The 22,413-nt window shown below is 69.8% G+C and carries 26 protein-coding genes; 9 read left to right on the top strand and 17 right to left on the bottom strand.

Annotation, left to right across the window (positions count from 1 at the left end; all coding sequences use genetic code 11):
* The first annotated feature begins 20 nt into the window (after positions 1-20).
* Positions 21-2,246, top strand: coding sequence for an MMPL family transporter (locus AB0H32_RS26485; protein ID WP_361124989.1), 2,226 nt, complete (start codon positions 21-23; stop codon positions 2,244-2,246).
* Positions 2,247-2,315: 69 nt separating this feature from the next.
* Here the strand turns inward: AB0H32_RS26485 and AB0H32_RS26480 are convergent, their stop codons facing one another.
* Complete coding sequence (locus AB0H32_RS26480) at positions 2,316-2,714, bottom strand: ATP-binding protein (RefSeq protein ID WP_361124987.1); 399 nt, start codon at positions 2,712-2,714, stop codon at positions 2,316-2,318.
* 137 nt (positions 2,715-2,851) lie between these two features.
* Here AB0H32_RS26480 and AB0H32_RS26475 point away from each other — a divergent pair, with 137 nt between their 5' ends.
* Positions 2,852-3,697: a helix-turn-helix transcriptional regulator gene (locus tag AB0H32_RS26475; RefSeq protein ID WP_361124985.1), complete on the top strand. Its 846-nt coding sequence runs from the start codon at positions 2,852-2,854 to the stop codon at positions 3,695-3,697.
* Positions 3,694-3,942, top strand: coding sequence for a DUF397 domain-containing protein (locus AB0H32_RS26470; RefSeq protein ID WP_361124983.1), 249 nt, complete (start codon positions 3,694-3,696; stop codon positions 3,940-3,942). The genes AB0H32_RS26475 and AB0H32_RS26470 overlap by 4 nt, the downstream gene beginning before the upstream one ends.
* On the opposite strand, the gene AB0H32_RS26465 is transcribed toward AB0H32_RS26470, so the two are convergent.
* The 3 genes from AB0H32_RS26465 to AB0H32_RS26455 are packed head-to-tail and all read right to left on the bottom strand — an operon-like array spanning position 3,923 to position 6,126.
* A complete protein-coding gene (locus AB0H32_RS26465) occupies positions 3,923-4,438 on the bottom strand; it encodes a hypothetical protein (protein ID WP_361124981.1) in 516 nt (171 codons plus the stop codon). The genes AB0H32_RS26470 and AB0H32_RS26465 overlap by 20 nt on opposite strands.
* A 3-nt stretch (positions 4,439-4,441) precedes the next feature.
* Complete coding sequence (locus AB0H32_RS26460; protein ID WP_361124980.1) at positions 4,442-5,578, bottom strand: hypothetical protein; 1,137 nt, start codon at positions 5,576-5,578, stop codon at positions 4,442-4,444.
* Entirely contained in the window at positions 5,578-6,126 is a 549-nt protein-coding gene (locus AB0H32_RS26455; RefSeq protein ID WP_361124979.1) for a hypothetical protein, read from the bottom strand. Before AB0H32_RS26455 ends, AB0H32_RS26460 begins: the two co-directional genes overlap by 1 nt.
* A 139-nt stretch (positions 6,127-6,265) precedes the next feature.
* On the opposite strand from AB0H32_RS26455, the gene AB0H32_RS26450 reads away from it, so the two are divergent.
* The 4 genes from AB0H32_RS26450 to AB0H32_RS26435 all read left to right on the top strand — a co-directional run bounded on the left by AB0H32_RS26450 (position 6,266) and on the right by AB0H32_RS26435 (position 8,994).
* Positions 6,266-6,781 carry a YbaK/EbsC family protein gene (locus AB0H32_RS26450; RefSeq protein WP_361124978.1) on the top strand — a complete coding sequence of 172 codons (516 nt, stop codon included), beginning with the start codon at positions 6,266-6,268 and terminating at the stop codon, positions 6,779-6,781.
* A complete protein-coding gene (locus AB0H32_RS26445; RefSeq protein ID WP_361124977.1) occupies positions 6,778-7,626 on the top strand; it encodes a DMT family transporter in 849 nt (282 codons plus the stop codon). The genes AB0H32_RS26450 and AB0H32_RS26445 overlap by 4 nt, the downstream gene beginning before the upstream one ends.
* A gap of 51 nt (positions 7,627-7,677) precedes the next feature.
* Positions 7,678-8,640: an NAD(P)-dependent oxidoreductase gene (locus tag AB0H32_RS26440; protein WP_361125025.1), complete on the top strand. Its 963-nt coding sequence runs from the start codon at positions 7,678-7,680 to the stop codon at positions 8,638-8,640.
* Between the two features lie 78 nt (positions 8,641-8,718).
* Positions 8,719-8,994, top strand: coding sequence for a DUF1876 domain-containing protein (locus tag AB0H32_RS26435; protein WP_361124975.1), 276 nt, complete (start codon positions 8,719-8,721; stop codon positions 8,992-8,994).
* Positions 8,995-9,175: 181 nt separating this feature from the next.
* Here AB0H32_RS26435 and AB0H32_RS26430 read toward each other — a convergent pair whose 3' ends face one another.
* The 7 genes from AB0H32_RS26430 to AB0H32_RS26400 form a co-directional block, all read right to left on the bottom strand.
* Positions 9,176-10,336, bottom strand: coding sequence for a serine hydrolase domain-containing protein (locus AB0H32_RS26430; protein ID WP_361125023.1), 1,161 nt, complete (start codon positions 10,334-10,336; stop codon positions 9,176-9,178).
* A gap of 304 nt (positions 10,337-10,640) precedes the next feature.
* The gene (locus AB0H32_RS26425; protein WP_361124973.1) at positions 10,641-10,979 is read right to left on the bottom strand and encodes a hypothetical protein; all 339 of its coding nucleotides are present in this window, start codon (positions 10,977-10,979) and stop codon (positions 10,641-10,643) included.
* A gap of 77 nt (positions 10,980-11,056) precedes the next feature.
* The gene (locus AB0H32_RS26420) at positions 11,057-11,461 is read right to left on the bottom strand and encodes an organic hydroperoxide resistance protein (protein ID WP_361125021.1); all 405 of its coding nucleotides are present in this window, start codon (positions 11,459-11,461) and stop codon (positions 11,057-11,059) included.
* A gap of 161 nt (positions 11,462-11,622) precedes the next feature.
* Positions 11,623-12,102 (bottom strand): MarR family transcriptional regulator, encoded by a 480-nt coding sequence (locus AB0H32_RS26415; RefSeq protein ID WP_361124972.1) that lies wholly within the window; start codon positions 12,100-12,102, stop codon positions 11,623-11,625.
* Positions 12,099-12,869 carry an ABC transporter ATP-binding protein gene (locus AB0H32_RS26410; RefSeq protein WP_361124970.1) on the bottom strand — a complete coding sequence of 257 codons (771 nt, stop codon included), beginning with the start codon at positions 12,867-12,869 and terminating at the stop codon, positions 12,099-12,101. The genes AB0H32_RS26415 and AB0H32_RS26410 overlap by 4 nt, the downstream gene beginning before the upstream one ends.
* Positions 12,857-13,618 carry a cobalt ECF transporter T component CbiQ gene (gene cbiQ / locus AB0H32_RS26405; RefSeq protein ID WP_361124969.1) on the bottom strand — a complete coding sequence of 254 codons (762 nt, stop codon included), beginning with the start codon at positions 13,616-13,618 and terminating at the stop codon, positions 12,857-12,859. The genes AB0H32_RS26410 and cbiQ overlap by 13 nt, the downstream gene beginning before the upstream one ends.
* A gap of 1 nt (position 13,619) precedes the next feature.
* The gene (locus AB0H32_RS26400) at positions 13,620-14,708 is read right to left on the bottom strand and encodes an energy-coupling factor ABC transporter permease (protein ID WP_361124967.1); all 1,089 of its coding nucleotides are present in this window, start codon (positions 14,706-14,708) and stop codon (positions 13,620-13,622) included.
* A gap of 168 nt (positions 14,709-14,876) precedes the next feature.
* On the opposite strand from AB0H32_RS26400, the gene AB0H32_RS26395 reads away from it, so the two are divergent.
* A complete protein-coding gene (locus AB0H32_RS26395; RefSeq protein ID WP_361124965.1) occupies positions 14,877-15,215 on the top strand; it encodes an SsgA family sporulation/cell division regulator in 339 nt (112 codons plus the stop codon).
* Between the two features lie 69 nt (positions 15,216-15,284).
* Here AB0H32_RS26395 and AB0H32_RS26390 read toward each other — a convergent pair whose 3' ends face one another.
* The 6 genes from AB0H32_RS26390 to AB0H32_RS26365 form a co-directional block, all read right to left on the bottom strand.
* Positions 15,285-16,949 carry a penicillin-binding transpeptidase domain-containing protein gene (locus AB0H32_RS26390; RefSeq protein ID WP_361124963.1) on the bottom strand — a complete coding sequence of 555 codons (1,665 nt, stop codon included), beginning with the start codon at positions 16,947-16,949 and terminating at the stop codon, positions 15,285-15,287.
* Between the two features lie 97 nt (positions 16,950-17,046).
* Positions 17,047-18,681 (bottom strand): penicillin-binding transpeptidase domain-containing protein, encoded by a 1,635-nt coding sequence (locus AB0H32_RS26385; protein ID WP_361124961.1) that lies wholly within the window; start codon positions 18,679-18,681, stop codon positions 17,047-17,049.
* Between the two features lie 249 nt (positions 18,682-18,930).
* Positions 18,931-19,347, bottom strand: coding sequence for a hypothetical protein (locus AB0H32_RS26380; RefSeq protein WP_361124960.1), 417 nt, complete (start codon positions 19,345-19,347; stop codon positions 18,931-18,933).
* 11 nt (positions 19,348-19,358) lie between these two features.
* Complete coding sequence (locus AB0H32_RS26375; RefSeq protein ID WP_361124958.1) at positions 19,359-20,150, bottom strand: hypothetical protein; 792 nt, start codon at positions 20,148-20,150, stop codon at positions 19,359-19,361.
* 320 nt (positions 20,151-20,470) lie between these two features.
* Entirely contained in the window at positions 20,471-20,845 is a 375-nt protein-coding gene (locus tag AB0H32_RS26370; RefSeq protein ID WP_361124956.1) for a tyrosine-type recombinase/integrase, read from the bottom strand.
* A gap of 21 nt (positions 20,846-20,866) precedes the next feature.
* Positions 20,867-21,166: a hypothetical protein gene (locus AB0H32_RS26365; protein ID WP_361124954.1), complete on the bottom strand. Its 300-nt coding sequence runs from the start codon at positions 21,164-21,166 to the stop codon at positions 20,867-20,869.
* A 498-nt stretch (positions 21,167-21,664) separates the two neighbouring features.
* Between AB0H32_RS26365 and AB0H32_RS26360 the strand changes: the two genes are divergently transcribed.
* Positions 21,665-22,231 (top strand): DUF4232 domain-containing protein, encoded by a 567-nt coding sequence (locus AB0H32_RS26360; RefSeq protein WP_361124953.1) that lies wholly within the window; start codon positions 21,665-21,667, stop codon positions 22,229-22,231.
* Positions 22,232-22,413: the final 182 nt, after the last annotated feature.

The raw sequence follows: 22,413 nt of genomic DNA, 5'->3' as shown, positions 1-22,413 counted from the left end.
CTGACCGGGAGTACGCCCTCGTGGCCACATTCCTCTACAAACTCGGCCGGCTCGCCTTCCGGCGACGGCACTTCGTCGCCCTCATATGGGTGGCGCTGCTCACCCTCGCCGGAGTGGGCGCAGCCTCCGCGCCGGCCGCCGGCAACTCGTCGTTCTCCATCCCCGGCACCGAGGCCCAGAAGGCCTTCGACCTGCTGGAACAGCGCTTCCCCGGGATGAGCGCCGACGGCGCGACCGCGCGGGTCGTCTTCAAGGCGCCGGGCGGCGAGAAGATGACGGACAAGGACAACAAGGCGGCCGTGAACAAGACGGTCAAGGAGCTGCAGAGCGGCTCCGAGGTCGTCTCCGTCGCCGACCCCTACACCGGACACGCCGTCAGCAAGGACGGCCGGATCGCCTACGCCTCGGTGAAGTACAAGGTCTCCGGCATGGAGCTGAAGGACTCCTCCCGTGACGAGCTGAAGAAGGCCGCGCAGGACGCGCGGGACTCCGGGCTCACCGTCGAGGTCGGCGGTGACGCGCTGCAGGCGACGCCCGAGACCGGCTCCAGCGAGGTCATCGGCCTCGCGGTCGCCGCGGTCGTCCTGGTCATCACCTTCGGTTCGCTGCTCGCGGCCGGATTCCCGCTGCTGACCGCGATCATCGGCGTCGGTATCGGCGTCTCCACGATCACCGCCCTCGCGAACGCCCTGGACCTGGGCACCACCACCTCGACCCTGGCATCGATGATCGGCCTCGCCGTCGGCATCGACTACGCCCTCTTCATCGTCTCCCGCTACCGGGCCGAACTGGCCGAGGGCCGCGAGCGCGAGGAGGCGGCCGGACGCGCCGTCGGCACGGCCGGCTCGGCGGTGGTCTTCGCGGGCCTGACCGTCGTCATCGCCCTGGTCGGCCTGTCCGTGGTCAACATCCCGATGCTCACCAAGATGGGCGTCGCGGCCGCCGGTACGGTCGCCATCGCGGTCCTCATCGCCCTCACCCTGATCCCGGCGCTGCTCGGCTACGCGGGCCGCAGGATCAAGCCGGCCGGCGAGAAGAGCAAGCTGCTCGGCGGCGGCAGGGCCAAGAGCGCCGAGAAGAAGGCCCGCCCGAACATGGGCACCCGCTGGGCGAGCTTCGTCGTACGGCGCCCGGTCGCCGTGCTGCTGCTCGGTGTGATCGGCCTCGGCGCGGCGGCGGTCCCGGCCGCCTCCCTCGAACTGGGCCTGCCGGACGACGGCTCCCAGCCGGTCTCCACCACCCAGCGCCGCGCCTACGACCTGCTGTCCGAGGGCTTCGGCCCCGGCTTCAACGGCCCGCTGATGGTCGTGGTCGACGCCAAGGACAGCGACCACCCGAAGGCGGCCTTCACCACGGTCGGCGACGAGATCAAGGGCCTGAAGGACGTCGTCACCGTCACCCCGGCCACGCCCAACAAGGCCGGTGACACCGCGACGATCACCGTCGTACCGAAGTCCAAGCCGTCCTCGGCGACCACCGAGGACCTGGTGCACGCCATCCGCGGCAAGGGCGCGGACATCACCGCGGCGACCGACGCGAAGGTACTGGTCACCGGCTCCACGGCGATGAACATCGACGTCTCGCAGCGGCTGAACGACGCCCTGCTGCCGTACCTCGCCCTCGTGGTCGGCCTGGCCTTCCTCCTCCTGATCGTGGTCTTCCGCTCGGTCCTCGTCCCGCTGAAGGCGGCCCTCGGCTTCCTGCTCAGCGTGATGGCGGCCCTCGGCGCCGTCGTCGCGGTCTTCCAGTGGGGCTGGCTGTCGGGCCTGATGAACGTCGAGCAGACCGGTCCGGTCATGTCGATGATGCCGATCTTCATGGTCGGCGTGGTCTTCGGACTCGCCATGGACTACGAGGTGTTCCTCGTGACCCGCATGCGGGAGGCGTACGTCCACGGGGAGAAGCCCAGCCAGGCCGTCGTGACCGGCTTCAACCACGGCGCACGGGTCGTCACGGCCGCCGCCATCATCATGACCGCCGTCTTCTCCGGCTTCATGGGCTCCAGCGAGGCGATGGTCAAGATGATCGGCTTCGGCCTCGCCATCGCCGTCTTCTTCGACGCGTTCATCGTCCGCATGGCCATCGTCCCGGCGGTGCTCGCGCTGCTGGGCAACAAGGCCTGGTGGCTGCCGAAGTGGCTGGACCGCGTCCTGCCCAACGTGGACGTCGAGGGCGAGGGGCTGCGCACGGCGGACGAGCGCAGGGACGCCGACCCCGACGGGGAACGGCAGCTGGTACGCGTCTGACGTACCGCCAGTGAAAGACCGCCGGTGAGGGATCCGTGGGGACGGGGCACCCTCACCGGCTTTCTTTTCTCACAGCATCACCTCGGCCCACACCGTCTTGCGCGGATGTGGGCCTTGTGCGACGCCCCAGCGGTCGGCCAGCGCCGCCACGAGCAGGAGACCCCGGCCCGACTCGCCGTCGGGGGCGGGGCGTTCGGGGTGGGGGAGGCGGTCCCCACGGGTGTCGGTGACCTCGATACGGAGGGTGTCGGCAACGACGTAGAGCGTCAGACGGAAGCCGCGTCCGGGGACGCGGCCGTGGGTGGCGGCGTTCGCGGCCAGCTCGGCGACGATCTGGGGCGCCCGGTCCAACGGGAGCCCCCAGGTGCGGAGTTGTTCGGCGGCGAGGAGGCGGGCGGCGCGGGCGCCTTGAGGGGTGGGGGAGAGGCGCACCGTGAAGTTGGGGACGGTGACGGTTTCTTGATTCACGTCACTCAGCGTGGCCGGTTCTGCTTACCTACGGGAGTGATGACGCCTGTGCGTAGCGTGACTGTCCTGGGTTTGTCTTGGCTGTCTTGGCTGTCTCGGGCGTTGTACGGGTACGAGTGCGCGTCGGAGGAGGAGCCATGAGTGACGGTGTGGACGAGGCGGGTTGGGACGTCGAGCCGGGGGACGAGATCGAGCCGGTGGTGCAGGCGGTGGGGCGCCTGCTCAAGGTGTGCCGGGAGGCGGCCGGGATGAGCGTGGCCGAGTTGGCGGAGGCTCTGGGCTACGGCGAGGACATGATTCGGAAGATCGAGCGTGGGGCGCGTATCCCCCGGCCGGAGTTTCTGGACAGGGTGGACCAACTACTGAAGGCGCAGGGGCATCTGAGGGCGTTCATGGAGGACATGCGGAAGGCTCGGTATCCAAAGCAGGTGCGCAAGCTGACCGAGATGGAGGCGCGAGCGGTTGAGCTGTTGATGTACGGCAACCACAACATCCACGGCTTGTTGCAGACTCAGGAGTACGCGCGAACTCTGTTCGAGATGACGCAGCCTGCGTACTCGCCGGACGTGGTGGAGGTGGACGTCGCCGCTCGGATGGCCCGTAAGGCTGTCTTCGGCCGGGAGCCCGCTCCTACGCTCAGTTTCGTCCAAGAACAGGTGACGCTGGAACGGCCGTACGGTGGGAAGATGGTGCTGCGTCGGCAACTCGAACACCTGCTGGAGGTGGCGCAGTTGAGGCACGTCACGCTGCAGGTCATGCCGACTGACCGCGAGGAGCACGCCGGAACGCAGGGCCTGATTCAGGTGCTGAAGTTCGCTGACGGCACGGCGATTGGACGTTCCGAAGGAGCGTTCAACGGCCGCCCGGTCTCAAGCCCCAAGGATCTTCGAATCCTTGAACTGCGCTATGGCATGATCCGGGCGCAGGCTCTCACGCCGAGGGAGTCGCAAGCCTTCATCGAGCGAGCACTGGGGAGACTATGAGCACCGCCGAACTCCACTGGTTCAAGAGCAGCTACAGCGACAGCGGTGAGTCTGGCGACTGTGTCGAAGTGGCCCTGGACTGGTTCAAAAGCAGCTACAGCAGCAGCAGCGAACCCGACTCCTGCGTCGAAGTAGCCACCACCCCCGCCACCATCCACATCCGCGACTCCAAGACCCCCGACACCGCGCAGCTCAAGGTCACCCCCTCCTCCTGGGCCGACTTCCTCACGTATGCCGTGAAGTGACCAGCCGCAGGCGGAACTTCGGGCAGACATCCGGGTCGTCGTCCTGGTAGAGGAACGTCCGCTTGCCGTCCATGGCGATCGACAGGCTGTCGAGGGTGTCGCCATGCAGGAAGAGTTCCGGTTTCGTGAAGGAGAGGCGGACCTGCGCATGATCGCCGGACCCGGTACCTCCCGCCACATCCCACGTGCCGGACCCGTCGAACGTGTCGCCGAGTTCACTCTTGTGCCAGGAGCCGGTCGGCCAGTGGTGCACGGTGACCGTGCCGCCGGGCTTGCTGTCCGACGCCTTGAGGGTGATCGTCGCGCCCTCGGCGTCGCCTTCTCCCCTGTAGGTGCCGGCCAGTTCCCCGGAGGTGGCGGAGGCAGCCTGCTTCCCCATGCAGGCCTCGACGGCGCTGGACGCGGAGGAACAGGCGGCCAGCGGCGACAGCAGCGCCAGCACGGCCACGGTGGTCACCAGGCGCGGCCGCCCGCCCGTGACGAGGACTCGGGACACGTCCTACTTTCCCTTCGCCGGGATGCGTTCGGTCCAGGTGATCTCCTGGTCCACCGATGAGAAGACGCCCTCTTCGCGGTTGGTCTTCTTGAGCCAGTCGTAATAGCCGATGTAGTGCAGGAACGACTCGTTGCTCGTGTTGTTGTGCAGCTTGTACTCGACGACCAGCGAGCCGTCGGGATCCTCGCCCTTGACCGTGTAGTGCAGGTTGTACGAACCGGTGAACGCCTCACCGAGATGGTCCTCGTCCCCGGTGACGATCGCGGGCAGGTCGGTGGTGACGAGCTTCTTCAGCGCGCCCAGCTTGCCGCTCTTCGAGATCGAGTACGCCACGTTGCCCTCGGGCTGACCGTCGCTCCGGAACTGGTCGAGCGTGTCCAGCCGTAGCTTCTTCATGCTGTCGCTGGACCGGATCAGCTCGGTCATGTCGTCGCCGCTGTAGTACTCCCGGCGCCGGGGGCCGTCACCGGTCACCCAGTCCCAGCCGAGCGAGTACGGGTCGTCCGAACTGAGCCCCGGGTAGGGGTTCTTGCCCTGCATGGCGAGGTCCAGCGCGTTGTACTCGTCCTCCCCGATCTTCTGGGTGGAGTCGATGTCCGTGAACCTCGGGTCGGAGTTGAACCACTGGCCCAGACCGATGTCGGACATCAGGCTGAAGGCGAGGTTGCGGTCGGCTGTGACACCGCGCTTGAGGATCTGCGCGATCTCGTGGTCCGCCGCCGTGATGGTCTTGTGGTCCTCCGTGGTCAGATCGACCTTGCAGACGCCACCGATGACGTCGCGGGCCAGGGTTCCGTCCGAGTTGATGTAGAGACCCTTCTCCGTGGCGCGCCGGACGGCGTCCTTGAGGTCCCTCTGGGCCGCCTTCAGGTCGCCCACCGCATCCTCGACGACGCGCCGTGCCGAGTCCGCCACCTTCGTGGCGTCCTCCAACTGCCGCTGGATGTCGTCGATCATCTTCCAGGCGTACGGGGCCGCGACCCCTTCCCAATAGCCTTTGTTGCGCAGCGGACTGAGGACCTCGTCGTGCACACGCTTGCCGAGGCCCTCGATCTCGCGGTGGATGCTGTCCCAGCGGTCCGCCAGGTCGTCCAGGACCGAGAGGTCCGCCGCCAGCAGAGCCTGATAGAAGTCCGCCATCAGTAGTCCTCCAGCGCCGACCGGATCCGCACCTGGTTCGCCGTCTGCCCGACGGCGGCATCGGTCTTGGTGTAGGTGCCGTCGCTCGACCGCAGGCTCTCGGCGATGTGGGCCAGCCATGCCGTGACCGTGCCGGCCTGCCGCTCCCACTGCCGGTGTACCAGCCGGATCGCCCGTGCCGACTCGAAGTCCGCCAGAGTGCGCACGGCCTTCAACGCCGGTTCTTCCAGCGTGGCGGCCGGCTTGTAGAAGGCGTCGTGGATGTCGTCCACGTGACCGGCGGCCTTCTTGAGCACGGACGGGGCGATCTTCAGGTTCTGTCCGGACGTGCCGGACGGTCCCGGTGGCGGGAGAAGCCCGGGGGTGCTCGGCTGCAGCGGCGGCCGGTCCAGCGGGTCGACGGTGCTGGCGGCGGGCGGAGCGGTGTAGTGCCCTTCCCACCCCGGAAGGATGTTGTGCCGCTCGATCTCGTCCGGCGACAGCGGCAGTTTCGACTGCCCGGGCTCCGGAAGCTTGTCGTCCCCTTGTATGTCTTTGCGTTCGCTCATGAGTGGTCCCCCGAAGTCTTGCCTTGCGCAGTCAGGTAATCATGTAGGCGGCAGAAGATCACACTCGGATCCGGCGCAGCCGCGAGGGCGGACGAAATCCCCGTGAGCGACGCTCGGGCGATGACGTAGCGTGCCCGGCATGACGACGACAGCCGCCACTGACGCCGAAGAATCCGGAGCGCACCCCCGTTTCGCCGAAGCCCTCCGTGCGCTGGGCCTTGAGGATGTGCCGGCCCGTACCCGGCGCTTTCCGGAAGCCACCCGTACCGCCGCCGAGGCCGCCGCGGCGATCGGGTGCGAGCTGAGCCAGATCTGCAAGTCGCTGATCTTCGCCGCCGACGGGGTGCCGGTGCTGGTGCTGATGGACGGCGCCTCGCGCGTGGACGTGGAGCGGGTGCGGGAGGAGCTGGGGGCCCAGAAGGTCACCCGGGCGGATGCCGGCGTCGTCCGGGAGACCACGGGGTACGCCATCGGCGGCGTGCCGCCCTTCGGGCACCGCACGCGCACCCGTGTCCTCGCCGACCGCTCGCTGCTCGCGCACGACGTGGTGTGGGCCGCGGCCGGGACGCCGCACACCGTCTTCCCGATCGAGCCCGAGAAGCTGGTCGCCCTCGCCGGCGCCGCGCTGGTGGACGTGCGCGAGCAGACCGCGTGACGCCGCTGGTCACCGCGGCGGTCCTGCTCGCCGCGGTCACGCACGCCTGCTGGAACGCCATCGCTCACCGGATCACGGACAAGCTCGTCGGGTTCACGCTGATCCTCGCGGGCGGGGTGCTCATCGGGCTGGCGGCGGCGCCGTTCGCGGCGTTTCCGGCGGCCGGGGCGTGGCCGTACCTGCTCGTCTCGGCGGCCGTTCACCTCGTGTACGTCGTGTTGCTGATGACGTCGTTCCGGCTGGGCGACTTCGGCCAGGCCTACCCGATCGCCCGGGGAACCGCTCCGCTGGTGGTCACGGTCTTCGCGGCCCTCTTCGCCCACGAAGTGCCCGACGGATGGGCCGCAGCGGGCGTCGTGTTGTCCTGTACGGGGCTCACCGGCGTGGCGGCGTGGGGGCTGCGCGGTCACCGGCCCAACTGGGCGGCGATCGGGGCGGCCCTCGCCACGGGGCTGTCCATAGCCTCGTACACGGTCGTCGACGGGCTCGGCGTGCGCGCCTCCGGCACCGCCCTCGGGTACACGGCGTGGCTGATCGTGGTGCAGGGCGTGGCGATCCCGGCGTACGCCGTCTGCTGCCGGTGGCGGCGCGAAACGGTGGCCGTACTGCGCCCCTTCGCCGCCCTCGGCCTTCTGGGATCGGCGCTCTCCGTCTCCGCCTACGGTCTGGTCCTGTGGGCCCAGACCCGCGCCGACCTCGCGCCCGTCGCGGCCCTGCGGGAGTCCTCGATCATCGTCGGCGCGGCCATCGGCGCGCTGTTCTTCAAGGAGCGGTTCGGGGCGCCCCGGATCGCGGCGGCGGGTCTGCTGGTCGTGGGGATCGGGCTGATGCTGCACGCCGGGTAGGGGCCACCACGCCCCGGTCGGCCCGCGCGCCGCAGCCGGAAAGCAACGGACCTGACGGGGCATCCGTACGAAGATGACCGGGGACCACGAGGACAGCAACCGCAGGACAGGGAGCCGTCGATGACCGACAAGAGGACCGTCAGCGTTCTGGGCACCGGCATCATGGGTGCCGCCATGGCGCGCAACCTCGCCCGCGCCGGATTCGATGTACGGGCCTGGAACCGCACCCGGGAGAAGGCCGAGCCGCTGGCCGCGGACGGGATCCGGGTCACGGACACGCCCGCCGAGGCCGTCGAGGGCGCCGATGCCGTCGTCACCATGCTGTTCGACGGCAACACGGTCAGGGACGTGATGCGCGAGGCCGCCCCGGCGCTGCGCCCGGGCACCGTGTGGGCGCAGTGCACCACCGCCGGGATCGACCTGGTCGCCGACCTGGCCGACTTCGCCCGCGAGCACGGCCTGGTGTTCTACGACGCCCCCGTCCTCGGCACCCGCGAGCCCGCCGAGGCCGGTCGGCTGACCGTGCTGGCCGCCGGGCCCGAGGCGGGCCGGGAGGCGGTCACGCCCGTCTTCGACGCGGTCGGCGCCAAGACCGTGTGGACCGGCGAGAACGGGTCCGCGGGCAGCGCCAGCAGGCTGAAGCTGGTGGCCAACAGCTGGGTGCTCGCGGCCACCGCGGCGACCGGTGAGGTGCTGGCCCTCTCGAAGGGCCTCGGCGTGGATCCGCAGAACTTCTTCGACCTCATCGAGGGCGGGCCGCTCGACATGGGGTACCTGCGGGCCAAGTCCGCTCTGGTGCTCGGCGGCAAGCTGACCCCGGCGTCGTTCGCCGTGTCCACCGCCGAGAAGGACGCGCGGCTCATCGTGGCGGCCGGCGAACGAAACGGCGTACGGCTCGACGTCGCCGCGGCGACCGCCGAACGGTTCGCGCGGGCCGCCGCCCAGGGACATGCCGACGAGGACATGGCCGCCGCCTACTTCGCCAGCTTCGACGACAAGCCGGCCGGGGACTGAGGAAGGAACCGGCCTCCACGTGACGTTCCGCGCCCGCGGGAGCACCCTGGAATCAGCGCTTTTCCGGAGGTGGTCGACATGATGAAGACCGTTGTGGGATGGCACGTGGAGCTGGAATTCCAGGAGGACGACGCGCACACGCGCGCGGTCGCCCTGGTGCGTCTGCCCGACGGCACCGAGATTCGGGCGCACGGGCACGCCAGCCGCCACCGCATCGACGCGAACCAGCCCAGAGTCGGCGAGGAGATAGCGGGTGCCCGCGCCCTGAACGAACTGGCCATGCAACTGCTGACCAAGGCGCACGGCGAGATCGACGCGGATTCCGGGCGGACGTCGCACCCGATCAACGTGTGAGGCGAGGAGACGGATGAGGCCGGGGGGTGCACGTGGCGCACACGGCCGCCGCGCGCACCCCCGAGCGCTGAGCGTGGCACCCGGGGGCTGAGCCTCGTGCCCGGGCGCGGCCCGTTGCAGGCGAGCGCTCTACGCGCACGCTCAGTGCGAGCGCTCTACGCGAACGCTCAGTGCGAGCGCTCTACGCGAGCGCCGTGCGTACTGCGCGCACCAGGGCCTGCGCCCTCGGGTCCGCCGTCACGCTCTTCCTGAAGCCGTTGGTGACGTAGCCGAAGGCGATGCCGGCCTCCGGGTCGGCGAACGCCAGGGCGCCGCCCCGGCCCGGGTGGCCGAAGGAGGTCGGGGAGAGCAGCGGGGACGCGCTGCCGTGCAGCATGTAGCCGAGGCCGAACCGGGTGCCCACCACGAGGACCCGGTCCGGTCCGGCCGACTGCTCGGCGCGGGCCAGTTCCATGGTCTGCGGGGTGAACAGGCGGGTGCCGCCGTCCACGTCGCCGATGAGCGAGGCGTAGAAGCGGGCCAGGCCCTCGGCGGTGGCTATGCCGTTGGAGGCGGGCAGGGCCGCCGCGCGGTAGCCGGGCGCGTTCTCGTCCGGGAGCGGGGTGATCGCGGCGAAGGCGCGGCGGGTGAGGGAGCCGGGGTCGGCGTAGGCGTCGGAGACCGCCCGCTTGGGGCGCATCCTGAGCGTGCCGGCCGTCCCGGGTTCCTCCACGGGGCCGACGCGGCCCACGCGCGCGTGCTCCGCCTCGGGCAGGCCGAGCCACAGGTCCGCGCCGACGGGCGCGGCGATCTCCTCCGCGATCCACTCCCCGACCGGCCGCCCGGTGATCCGCCGGACCAGCTCGCCGGTGAGCCAGCTGTAGGTCTGCGCGTGGTAGCCGTGCTCCGCGCCGGGCTCCCACACCGGTGCCTGCGCGGCGACGGCGGCCGCGCCGAGGTCCGGGTCGGCCGCCTCCTCGGGGGTCAGGTGACGGTCCAGCACCGGCACCCCCGCGCGGTGCGCGAGCAGATGCCGCACGAGCGTGTGTTCCTTGCCGGCCGCCTTGTACTCGGGCCAGTACGCGCCGACCGGGGCGTCCAGGTCCAGCTCGCCGCGCTGATGCAGCAGCAGGAGCACGGCGGCGGCGACGCCCTTGGTCGCGGAGCGCACGATCTGTGCGGTGCCGTGCTCCCAGGGAGCCGTGCCGTCCACGTCCCTGGTGCCGCCCCACAGGTCGACGACCTTCCGCCCGTCCCGGTACACGGTGACGGCCGCGCCCCGCTCCCCGAGCAGCGCGAAGTTCGCCGCGAACGCCTCCCCGACCGGCTCGAAGCCCTCGGCCACCGTGCCGTTCACGTCCACACTCACGCCCGGGTCCCTTCACTCGCTTGCGACGACGAGTGAAACACAGGGGTGTGGCCTTGGATTCCTCGGTGGGGCAGTGATTTCGGCTACGGTCTGGCGTGCTGCGGCCCGTCCTCGCAGCCGTCCGGGACGGCGTCCTGGGGCTCGCGCGCCGACTCGACGAGCTGCGCCACCCCGGACGGATTCCGTTCGAAGCGGTGGACGCGGGACCCGTCGAGGGTGCGCAGCTCCAGCTCCTCGCGCCGGACCCGGTACTCGAACCTGTCGCCCTCGTCCGTCCAGTACCCGTGCGTCTCGGTGGTCAGCTCGGCCCAGGTGTACGCGCGGCAGGACCAGAGCCTCCGGACACGACGCCCCTGCGGAAGCGGTAGAGCGCGCCCCGGTACCAGCCGATACGGACGCCGAGAGCGAGCAGCAGCAACCCCGCCGGCGTGTACAGGGCGGAGGTGACGGTGCGCTCGTCCCAGTGCCCCATGCGCAGCCGCACGAGCACGACGGGCGGGAGGATCACCCAGAACGGACTGATGAGCATCAAGAAGAGCAGCACCGGCTGCGGGGCGGTGCGTTCACACTCCACGTACGCGCCCAGCTTCCGCTCCCGCGCGCGTGCGGTCACCTTGCGCGGCATGAACCAGTGCACGGCGCCCCCTGCCCCGCCCGCACGGGCGACACCGGCGTTGTACCCGGGCGCGTGTGCTTCCACCCGGGTGCGGGGGCTCAGCCCAGGACGATCGTCACGTCGATGTTCCCGCGGGTCGCGTTCGAGTACGGGCACACCTCGTGTGCAGCGTCCACCAGCTGCGCCGCGAGGTCCGGGTCGAGGACGGGGAGGGAGACGCTGAGGGCGACCGCGAGGCCGTAGCCGCGGTGCCGGTTCGGGCCGATGCCCACCTTCGCCGCGACTGTGGAGCCGGTCAGGTCGTAGCCCGCGCGGTTGCCGACCAGGATCAGTGCGTTGTGGAAGCAGGAGCTGTAGCCGGCCGCGAACAGCTGCTCGGGGTTGGTGCCGTTGCCGTCCCCGCCCAGTTCCGGCGGCATCGCGACCTTCAGCTCGATGCGGCCGTCCTGGCTGGTGACATAGCCGTCCCGGCCGCCGTGGGCGGTGGCCTCGGCGACGTACATGATCTTCGTCGGACGGGTGTCGGTACTGGTGTCGACTGCGGTGACGTCGGTCAAGGTTGCCCTCCCCCGGAATAAGTTGCGCACAAGTGCATCGTGCACAAGGTACCGGTCGGTAGGTCGGCCTGCCCCACCTGGGGGTGGCAACCGCGGGTAACGCGAGATCAGCGCCTGGCGGTCGCCGCCGCGGCAGCGCGCTCGGTGAGCTTCCACAACTCCTCGCGCAGCCGCGCCACCTCCGGCGCGCCGAGCCCCGTGGTCGTGAGCAGGGCGCCCGGCACACGTGCCGCGCGCTCCCTCAGCTGCTCCCCGCGCCCGGTGCACGCCACGAGCACCGAGCGCTCGTCGTCCGCCGCGCGCTCCCGGCGCAGCAGGCCCGCCCCCTCCAGGCGCTTCAGCAGCGGCGAGACGGTCCCGTAGTCCAGGCGCAGTGCGCCCGCCAGGTCCTTCACGCTGGTCTCGCCCCGCTCCCAGAGGACCAGCAGCACGAGGTACTGCGGGTAGGTGAGCCCGAGGTCGTCGAGGAGCGGCCGGTACGCGGCGGTCACGGCGCGCTGCGCGGCGTACAGCGCGAAGCACAGCTGGTCGTCCAGCAGCAGCGACCCGGCACCACCCTGGTCGTCTTGGTCGTCTTGACGCGTCACGCGCCCATTGTCACGGACTTCGGGTCGAAGCCGAACGGCAGCTCCAGCCGGTGCGCCCGCATCAGCGCTTCGTCGCAGAGCAGCTCCCCGGTCGGGCCGTCGGCTGCGATCACGCCGTCGCTGAGGACCAGCGAGCGCGGGCACAGCTCCAGCGCGTACGGCAGGTCGTGCGTGACCATCAGGACCGTCACGTCCAGGGAGCGCAGGATGTCGGCGAGTTCGCGCCGGGAGGCCGGGTCGAGGTTGGAGGACGGCTCGTCCAGGACCAGGATCTCCGGCTCCATCGCGAGCACCGTGGCGACGGCGACCCGGCGGCGCTGGCCGAAGGAGAGGTGGTGCGGTGGCCGGTCGGCGAAGTCCGCCATGCCGACCCGCTCCAGGGCACCGTGCACCCGCTCCTCCAGCTCGGCGCCCCTGATCCCGGCGGCCGCCGGGCCGAACGCCACGTCCTCGCGCACGGTCGGCATGAACAGCTGGTCGTCCGGGTCCTGGAAGACGATGCCGACCTTCTGCCGGATCTCGGCCATGTGCCGCTTGCCGACCGGCAGTCCGGCCACCGTCACCGTGCCGGCGCCGCCGCCCAGGATGCCGTTCAGGTGCAGCACGAGGGTCGTCTTGCCGGCGCCGTTCGGGCCGAGCAGCGCGACCCGTTCGCCGCGCGCGATCGAGAAGTCCACGCCGAACAGGGCCTGGTGGCCGTCGGGGTAGGCGAAGGCGAGGCCGGAGACCTCCAGGGAGGCAGGTGCAGAAGCAGTCACAGGGCCCATCCCAGCAGACAGACGACGAGGGCGGTACAAGGGAGTGCGAAGGCGTACGACCACTGCGCGCGGGACGCGGTCACCTCGTCGATGACCGGCATCGAACCGGCGTACCCCCGGCTCACCATGGCCAGGTGCACGCGCTCCCCGCGCTCGTAGGAGCGGATGAACAGCGCGCCGGCGGACTTGGCGAGCACGCCCCAGTGCCGCACGCCGCGGGCCTCGAACCCGCGCGACTCCCGCGCGATCCGCATCCGGCGCATCTCGTCGGTGATGACGTCGCCGTAGCGGATCATGAAGGAGGCGATCTGCACGAGCAGCGGCGGCAGCTTCAACCGCTGCAGTCCGAGCAGCAGTTCGCGCAGCTCGGTGGTGGCGGCCAGCAGCACGGAGGCTGCGACGCCGAGGGTGCCCTTGGCGAGCACGTTCCAGGCGCCCCAGAGCCCGTTCACGCTCAGCGACAGGCCGAGCACGTGCACCCGTGCACCCTCCGCCACGAACGGCATGAGCACCGCGAACGCGACGAACGGCACCTCGATCAGCAGCCGTTTGAGCAGGAAACCGGCGGGCACGCGCGCGTGACGGGCGACGAACGCGAGCAGGACGGCGTACACCGCGAACGCCCACATCGCCTCGCGCGGCGTCGACACCACGACCACCACGAACGCGAAGGCGGCGGCGAGCTTGGTGTGCGGCGGCAGGGCGTGCACGGGCGAGTGCCCGTGCCGGTACAACCTGTGGGCGTGCCCGGCCCCCACGTCAGACGCCCGTGTTCAGGGTCGAGGCGGGGGAGGTGTCCGCCGTCCGGCGCCGACGCACCGCCCAGAACACCGCGCTGCCCGCGACGGCCGTCACCCCGACGCCGATCACGCCCGCGAGACCGCCGGAGAGCCGGGCGTCGGAGACGTCCTTGACGCCGTAGTCGGCGAGCGGGGAGTCGGCCGATGCGTGCTTCTCGGCCTTCTTGTCGATGCCCTTGTCGTGCGCGACCTTCTCCAGGCCGTCGGGGTCGGCCGAGGCGTAGAAGCTCACGAACCCGGCGAGCACCAGCGAGGTCACCAGGCCGGTGATCCACAGCGTGCGCCGGGAGGTGCGCGCCGCCACGGGCGCCGTGGGAGCCGGGGCGTCCACCAGCTCGCCGTTCACCCGCAGCTGCAGGCGCTGCCGCAGGCCCCGCGCGCCGTGCACCAGGTCCGGGCGCACGGCGATGACGGCGCCCACCGTGAGCGCGGTGATCGCCGCCTCGCCGATGCCGATCAGGACGTGGACGCCGATCATCGCGGTCGCCACCTTGCCGATGGCGACATCGGTGGTGCCGCCGACCGCGTAGATGAGCGTGAACACCACCGCGGCGGCCGGCACCGAGACCAGCGCGGCGACGAAGGAGGCGGCGGTCACCGAGCGGCGCCCGCGGGGCAGTACGGCGAGCAGCGCGCGGAAGACGGCGTACGAGACGACCGTGGTGACGATCGCCATGTCCGTGATGTTCACGCCGAGCGCGGTCAGCCCGCCGTCCGCGAACAGGACGCCCTGCATGAGCAGCACGACCGACACGCACAGCACACCCGTGTACGGGCCGACGAGGATGGCGGCGAGCGCACCGCCCAGGAGATGGCCGCTTGTTCCGGCCGCGACGGGGAAGTTGAGCATCTGTACGGCGAAGATGAACGCCGCCACCAGACCGGCCAGCGGGGCCGTCCGCTCTCCCCCACGCCCGGCTTCGCTCGCGCGGGAGGTGCCCCCCTGTTCACGGCGGGCGCCGCGCAGGCTCACCGCGAGGGCGCCGGCGGCGACCACCCCGGTGACGGCGGAGGTGGGGGCGTCGATGAATCCGTCAGGTACATGCACCGAACGATTTTAAAGCCTTGTTGCGAAGAGTTTGCAAGAGAGAGGTGGTCTCGCTCCGTCCGCCCTTCCTCCTCTCCCGCCGGGCGGGAAGCGGAAAATATGGCACATTGGATGGAAAGCGGATTCACAGGTTCCGTTATAGGTCACAGAACGTGAAAGGGCGATCCGATGTCTGTAGTCGAGCAGTACGCGCGCGCCCACATCGTCACGGACGAGGAGGATCCGGGGGCCGTACCCGTAGTGCTGCGGTACGACCCCGACTCCGATCCACGCTCGGTCCGGTTCGGCCTGCCCGGACCGCACGAGTGGACCTTCTCGCGCGCGCTGCTCGAACGCGGACTGCGGGCCCCGGCCGAGAGCGGCGACGTCCGGGTGTGGCCGTGCGGGCGCGTCCAGGCCGTGGTGGAGTTCCACTCCGACCACGGCGTCGAGGTGGTGCAGTTCGAGTCCAAGGCGCTGATGAGGTTCCTGCGCCGGACCTACACCGCCGAGCCGGTGCACAACTGACGTGCCCACCGGCGCACCGGACCTACACCGCCGAGCCGGTGCACTACTGACGTGCCCACCGGCGGCTGCTCAGCCGCCCATCCGCAGCAGCTTCGCGACGATCGGCCCGGCCGTGTCGCCCCCGTGCCCGCCCGCCTGGACCACGCCCGCGGCGACCAGGTCACCCCGGTAGGCGGTGAACCAGCCGTTGGGCTTCTTCTGCCCGTCCACCTCGGCCGACCCGGTCTTCGCGCCGTAGTCCGGGCCCAGGCCCGCCATCGCCTTGGCCGCCGTACCGTACGCCGCCGTGTACTGCATGACGTCCTTCAGCTCGGCCTGCGTCTTCGAGGACATCGTCCGCGAGGCCTTCGCCAGCGTGCGCCCGTCCACGGAGGCGGCCACCAGGTACGGCTGGCGGAAGACGCCCGCCTGCACCGTGGCCGCCACCGACGCCATGTTCAGCGGGTTCATCCGCACCCCGCCCTGGCCGATCAGCGAGGCGCCCATCTGCGCGCCGCTCTGCACCGGAACGGAGCCGTCGAAGGTGGGCACGCCGATGGACCAGTTGTTCAGGCCGAGGCCGTAGACCTGCTGGGCCTCCTTCGTCAGGTCGCTGTCGGACAGCTTGGGCGCGAAGTTGATGAAGGCGTTGTTGCAGGAGGCGCCGAAGCTCTGCTTGAACGTGCCCTTCTTGATCTCCGAGTCGGCGTCGTTGTGGAACGTCCAGCCGGCGAGCTTGTACGTCTTGGGGCAGGGGTGCGACGCGTCCGGGGTGATCAGCTTCTTCTCGAACAGCATCGTCGACGTCACGATCTTCATCGTCGAGCCGGGCGCCAGGGAGCCCTGGAAGGCGGTGTTGAAGCCGTGCCCGGTGTTGGCGACGGCGAGGATCTCGCCCGTCGAGGGCCGCAGGACCACCACCGAGGCCCGCTCCTGCTTGCCGACCTGCTGCTCGGCGGCCGCCTGGAGCGACGGGCTCAGCGTCGTCCTCACCGTGCCCGGAGTGCCCTGGCTCAGCTCCACCAGGGTCTTGTCGGACAGCTTGGCCGCCTCCGACGCCTTGCCGCGCACCACCCGCAGCTCCACGCCCGCCTTGCCGCCGGCCTTCTTGCCGAACTTCTCCCGCAGACCGTCCAGGACCGTGCCCAGCGACGGGTACTTCGCGGTCGTCAGCTCCCCGCCGTCGCGGTCCAGGGCCTTGATGGGCGGGGTGCCGGACTCGCCGGTGACGAGCGTGTCGCCGTCCTGCAGATCGGGGTGGACGACCTGGGCGTGCCAGCCGACCAGCGGCTTGCCGTCGCTCTTGCGCCGCACGACGGTGAGCGAACTGTCGTAGGCGAGCGGCTTGGTGAGGTTCTTGTACGACACCGTCGCCTTGACGGAGAACGCCACCTTGGCGCCGGTGGTCCTTCCGGCCGTGAGCGTGACGTTCTTCAGACGGGCGTCCTTGGTGTAGCCGGTGAGCAGGGTGGTGGCGGCCGACGGGTCGTCGGTGGCGGCCGCCGCCTCGGGGGCGCGGCCCTGCTGCCAGGCGGTGAGGAAACGCGTGGAGGCCGTCCGCACCTCGGCCGCGGACAGCGGGCCGGTCTTGACGTGGTGGCCGGCCGTGGTGGCCGTCCCCTCGTCGGCCGCCGCACCGCCGTCGTACAGCGCGTAGACGCCGAGTCCGGCGCCGACGACGACCACGGCGATCGTCCCGCCGACTACGACGGGTCCGGTGTTCCGTCGCTCGGCGACGCGCCTTCTCTTGCCCACAGCCTCAGATCCTCCGCACCTTCCCCAGGGTCCCCGTAGACCTCACACTCCCCCAACGACGGCGACCAGCCTAGAGTCCCCACCTTTGCGGGTGATGTCAGCGGGCACTCCGTAGCACGGTTGCGACAATAGGCCCGGCCGCGTCGACGCCGTGGCCGCCGTCCTGGACCATCGCGGCCGCGGCGACATCGTCCCGGTACCCGGCGAACCAGCTGTCGGACTTCGCCTGCCCGTCGGCCTCGGCCGAGCCGGTCTTCGCGCCGATGTTCCCGCCGAGCCCGGCCATGACCTGGGCCGCGGTGCCGCTGCGGGCGGTGCGGTTCATCATGGCGCGCAGCTGCGCGGACGTGCTCGGCGACAGCCCGCGCGCGCGTGCCGGATCGCGGTGGTCCAGGCCGAGCGGCACGATCACCGGCTGCCGGAAGCCGCCGGTCATCGCGGTCGCCGTCACGGAGGCCATGTTCAGCGGGCTCATCTGGACCTGGCCCTGGCCGATCAGGTTGGCGGCGGTGTCCGGGCCGCCGGAGGCGGGCACCCGGCCGTCGAAGGAGGGCACGCCGATCTGCCAGTTGTTCTGTCCGAGCCCGAAGCGGTCCTGGGCCTCCCTGGTGAGCGAGTCGACCTTCACGTCGTCCGCGAACTTCACGAACGCGGTGTTGCAGGAGCGGGCGAAACTGTCGGAGAGGGTGGCGTTCTCGTCCGGGGCCAGGCCCTCGAGGTTGTGGAACGTCTGGCTCTGCCAGACGGCGGACGGCGGGCAGGGCGCCTTGCCGCCCGCGCCGGTCAGGCCGTTGTCGATGAGGGTCGCCGCGCTGATGATCTTCATGGTGGAGCCGGGCGGGCGCTCGCCCAGCAGAGCCGCGTCGAAACCGTCGTCGCGGTGGTTGGCGACGGCCAGGATCTCGCCCGTGCTGGGCTTGACGGCCACGACGGACGAATCGGCGTATTTCCGTACGGCGGTCTCGGCCGCCCCCTGTGCGCTCGCGCTGAGTGTCGTGCGCAGTTTGCCCGGCCTGCCCTTGGTGAGGGTGAGCAGGGTGGTGTCGGCGGCCTGGGTGCCGTCCGGGGCGTCCGCGTGACGGATCACCAGCTCCACCCCGGGCCGGCCGCCGGTCCTGTCGCCGTACCTCTTGCGCAGCTCGTCCAGGATCGGGCCGAGGGAGGGGTACTTCTCCTTCGACAGCGCCTGGTCGTCGCGGTCCACGGCCTCGATCTGCGGGGCCGCCGACTCGCCGGTCGCCAGCGTGTCCCCCTTGCGCAGCTGCGGGTGGACGACGGAAGGCCGCCAGTCGACCAGCGGGCGGTGCGAGGTCTCACCGCGGACCACGGTCAGCGTGCTCCTGTAGGAGAGCGGCCGGGCCCTGCCGTCGTACGACACCGTCGCCCCGACCGTGAACGGCACAGTGGTGCCGGTGGCCCGGCCTGCCGATATGTGCACCTTGGTGATGTGCGCGTCGCCCGCGTACGCCGTCAGCAACTCCTCGGCGGCCTGCGGGAAGTTGGTGTACGACGCCGCCGTGGAGGCGTCGCCCTTCTCCCAGGCGGCGAAGAACCTGCCGGCCGCCTCCTTCACCTCGGCGTTGCTGGGCGGCCCGGTCCTCGCCGCCGCGGGGGCGGCCGTCCCCCCGTCGCCGCTGAGCGCGGACACGAAGTTGTAGGTGCCGTATCCGGCACCGCCCAGCATCGCCGCACACACGCTGCCTATGACCGCGGCCTTCACTCCGCTGCGCATCGCGCGCATCCCTCCCCGTTTCCCCGTGAGGACCTGCGCGCGATCAGGTTCCTGAACGCGTTCAAAAAGCAGGTCGCAGGGGGAACTGTAAGCGGTTGCGTGCTTCCTGTGACCGAAGTTGTCGAAACTGTGACCGGGGCCAAGGTGGTCGGACCGGAAGCGGATGAAGCGGACAGGTCCGACAGCATTCCGCCGGGATTGCACTGATACATGCGAGTGCGGCCCATCCGGGTTGCATGCGACCCCGGGTTACTTCTGTGCGCAGCCCCGGTGGTCGCGGATCAGTGAGACATCCGCGCGGTCCACGTCCCTGCCCAGTGCATTCTTCCACTCAAGTGTCCTGGCGAGCGACAGGAATCTGATCCCGTCGAAAAACTCCGCCTCGCGGATCAGCTCCTCGGCCGAGTGTTCAAACCAGCGGTCCAATACTTCAATGTCCCCCCCGAAGAGCACAATCCGTCGCGCGGGCCCCCGGGGAGGATCCGAGACCTGGCCCAGTTCCAGCGCGACGTCCCAGGCTGTCCCGCGGGCAACGATGTCGATATCGCTGATCTCCCTCTTGAGGCCGTGTATCAACATCGGGGCGCTACCTGCTACCACGAAGTCGTCGACAGGAAGCTGCAGGGAGATCAGTTCGCGGAAAAGGGGGTGATCGCGCAGCCTCATGTCGCTCCTCTTTATATGGGGGGCATCCCCAGTGCCATCCTGGTTACGCTGGACGTAGCGAGAGCCACCGCGACACTTGTGAGTGTTCCTACCAGATAGTAATCGCCCACCAGTTTTTCTGCCTGTTGGATCTCGGGAAATCGGGCGAGAGACTTGGCGGTCACCACCAGAGCGGCGGCGGCAGGATTTCCCGAGACTAGAAAGGCGAAGAGGATGAACCGCTCGATCCATCCGACATGAGGACCCACCTTGATGAACTCCTCGATGCTTTCGTCGAATTCTTTGCGTCTGATCTTGTCTCGAATCTTCTCGATGAACGGCCGGATGACCTTGCCGATAATTTGCTGGCATCCGAAGACGGCGATCAGCAGTCCTGAAAGAGTGACGGCGAATCGGTCATCATCGACAAAACTTCGGTGAATCCAGTGGATCTCCGTCCGGAATCCCAGAGCGATGGGGAGCAGTATCGAAAAGATTCCGATCGTTGCGGCCGTGTACTGTGCCCCCGTCGGCTGCAGCGTCTCGACCCACCAGGATCGGAGCTCCTGCCACGCCGACCGCAAGTTCGGCAGTTTCCACGACGCGGGCCTGCTCAGCAGTGCGAAGCACACGGAAACGGAAGTGATGCATGCCGAAGCTATCGCCTCTTTCAGGGTGACACCCGACGGTGCAACGACAAAGGCCCCGTAGGTCAGGGTGAATGCGATTGCACGCCATGGCTGAGTCCTGTGCCACGAGAATGCAGTCGGCACGGTCAATGCGGCGATGAATCCAATCGCCGTGCGGGCTAACTCCACGTTCACTTCCCCGGATCCGGCGCTCTCGGTCAGGCCGGCACTGTGCCGACGCCTGAGCCTCCTGCTCTGTCCTGTGGCTCGGCAGGCTATCCGGCCTCCACGGCGACGCGCCCGACCGTTGCAGGAAGCAGGACGAGGGTGCGGCGGACTGCCGCACCCTCGTGATCCGTCCCGTCGGCTAGACCCAGGTGTCCAGCCACATCCGCGACCGCCAGCTGTCGATCGGGATCGCCGTGCCCGTGTACAAGGGCCAGAAGTAGATGAAGTCTGCGCGGTGGGGCCCTGCGGGGCCCCGACCAGCGCGTTTGTCTCTAGCTGGGACCGGATCAGGCGGCCTGGGCCGTCTCTGGGCCGTGATCTTGAAGTTTCGACGCCAGATAGAGGCTGTCGACTGCCTTCCGGGTGCGCCCCTCGCTGCTCGGCATGAGATGCGTATACGTCCGGAGCGTGAACCCAGGATCACTGTGACCGAGGTACGAACTCAGGGCGCGGATACTCTCGCCGGCGTCCAGCAACACGGACGCGTAGAAGTGCCTGAGCGCGTGCATGCCATCTTCGGGAGCTGACGCGTACCGCTCGCTCGCCTCGCGTGCCTTGATGATGCCTGCGGCGGCCAGAGCGGGCTTCCAGTGGTGATCGTTGAAGTTGCTCACCCGGATGTGCCGCCCCTGGATTCCGCTGAAGATGAGCTGCTTCGTCACGAGCGGGCCATCAGGCGTACGTCAAGGAAGCGTCACGTCGATCGGCTCAAACTCCTTCGAGTGGTCTCGGAGCACGGTGGCCACAGCCTTGGGCAATGGCACATCCCGGACCTTGCCGCCCTTCGGCAGCGCGAAGACGTACTTGCCCCGGATGCGCTTGAGCTGATGGCCCACGGCCAGCCAACCGCCCTCGTAGTCGAGTTCCTCGACGGCTAGGCCGACGATTTCGCCCTGTCGGAGTCCGCACCCCGCCCCGGCATCCACAGCTGCCTGGTAGCGCCGTGGGAGGGCGGCGCGTACGCCGAAGACCTGCGTTGCCATCCACGGTTGGACGCGCGGCTTACCCGGTTTCGGGAGCTTCACCGTACGGGCACGGCACGGGACCGTGTCCTGGGTGGGGGGCTGGTAGGGCTCCAGGGGATGGTTCACGGGTTCTCCAGGGCAGGCAGAGGCCGTCCCCACGCCTCGACGCGTGGTGACGGTTGTCCCGTGCCTCTGGATCTTGACCGTTTGCCATCGGACTTTGACGGACGCGAGTTTGTGTCATCGGAGTTTGATCACCTCAGGTCAGCGACTCAGCGCACCTTCGGTGCGCGCCGGGGGCGTGGTAAAACCCGTGGCGCGCTGGAGGTGCTTCTGTCTGCCCTGACGGCCATCTGCACGGGTGCAGCCTGTCGTCACCGTTCCGTCACAAGTAGTCGCCGCACGGAACCCTGCCGCTCTCCCGCCCTGTCTGCACTCACGTACCGACCACGCGTACCGCGGGGCAACAACCGACGACCGAAACCCGCGGACGAGACGACTCAGGGGGACGACAGCATGCGGCACAGCAACGGCATTCGCAGGGCGGCTCTGGCGACGACGGCGGTCACGGCCGTCGCGGCGGCGGTGACCGGCATCCTGCCCGGCACCGCCATGGCGAGCACCACCACCTCCACCCCGCCGCCCGCCTGCCCGGCCTCCGCCCTCCAGGTCAGCGCCCGGCAGGCCGTCCACCGGCCCGTCGGGACCGGGACCGGGGCGGCGGTCGTGCAGTTCACCAACGTCTCCCGGAGGACGTGCGTCCTGAAGGGCCATCCGACAGTCGCGGGCGCCGGCAACGGCTCCCCCGCCCACAACACCCCGCTCAAGGTCACCCCCACCGGCAGGGCGGCCACCGTGACGGTCCGGCCGCACGGCAAGGCGTGGGTGAAGCTGACCTTCGTCCAGGTCCAGGGGGAGGGCGACGGCTACTGCGTGTCGGGCAAGGACCCGGTGACGTATCCGACGATGGTCATCGGGCTGCCGCACTCCGGGAAGCACCAGGTCGCCCTGAACGACGGGGTGTGGGCCGAGTGCGACAACAAGGTGACCGTCACCCCGGTCTCGGCGGTCAAGCCTTCCTGACCCCACCGTCCCCACAAATCGAGCAGCCTGCACGACGATCGCAACGCTCTGACCTGCACGTTTACGAGGCACTGCACATAAGTGCAGGTCAGCGACTCAGCGCACCTTCGGTGCGCGGGGTGGGGGTCCAGCGGGGTTGAAAAACCCAAGTCACAAAAAAGCAGAAGGGGAGAGCGTGGGGT

It is taken from the genome of Streptomyces sp. NPDC020362 (genome assembly GCF_040642095.1).
Taxonomy (GTDB): Bacteria; Actinomycetota; Actinomycetes; order Streptomycetales; family Streptomycetaceae; genus Streptomyces.
The sequence above is the reverse complement of the archived record's forward strand: the minus strand, read 5'-3'. Positions and strand labels throughout refer to the sequence as shown.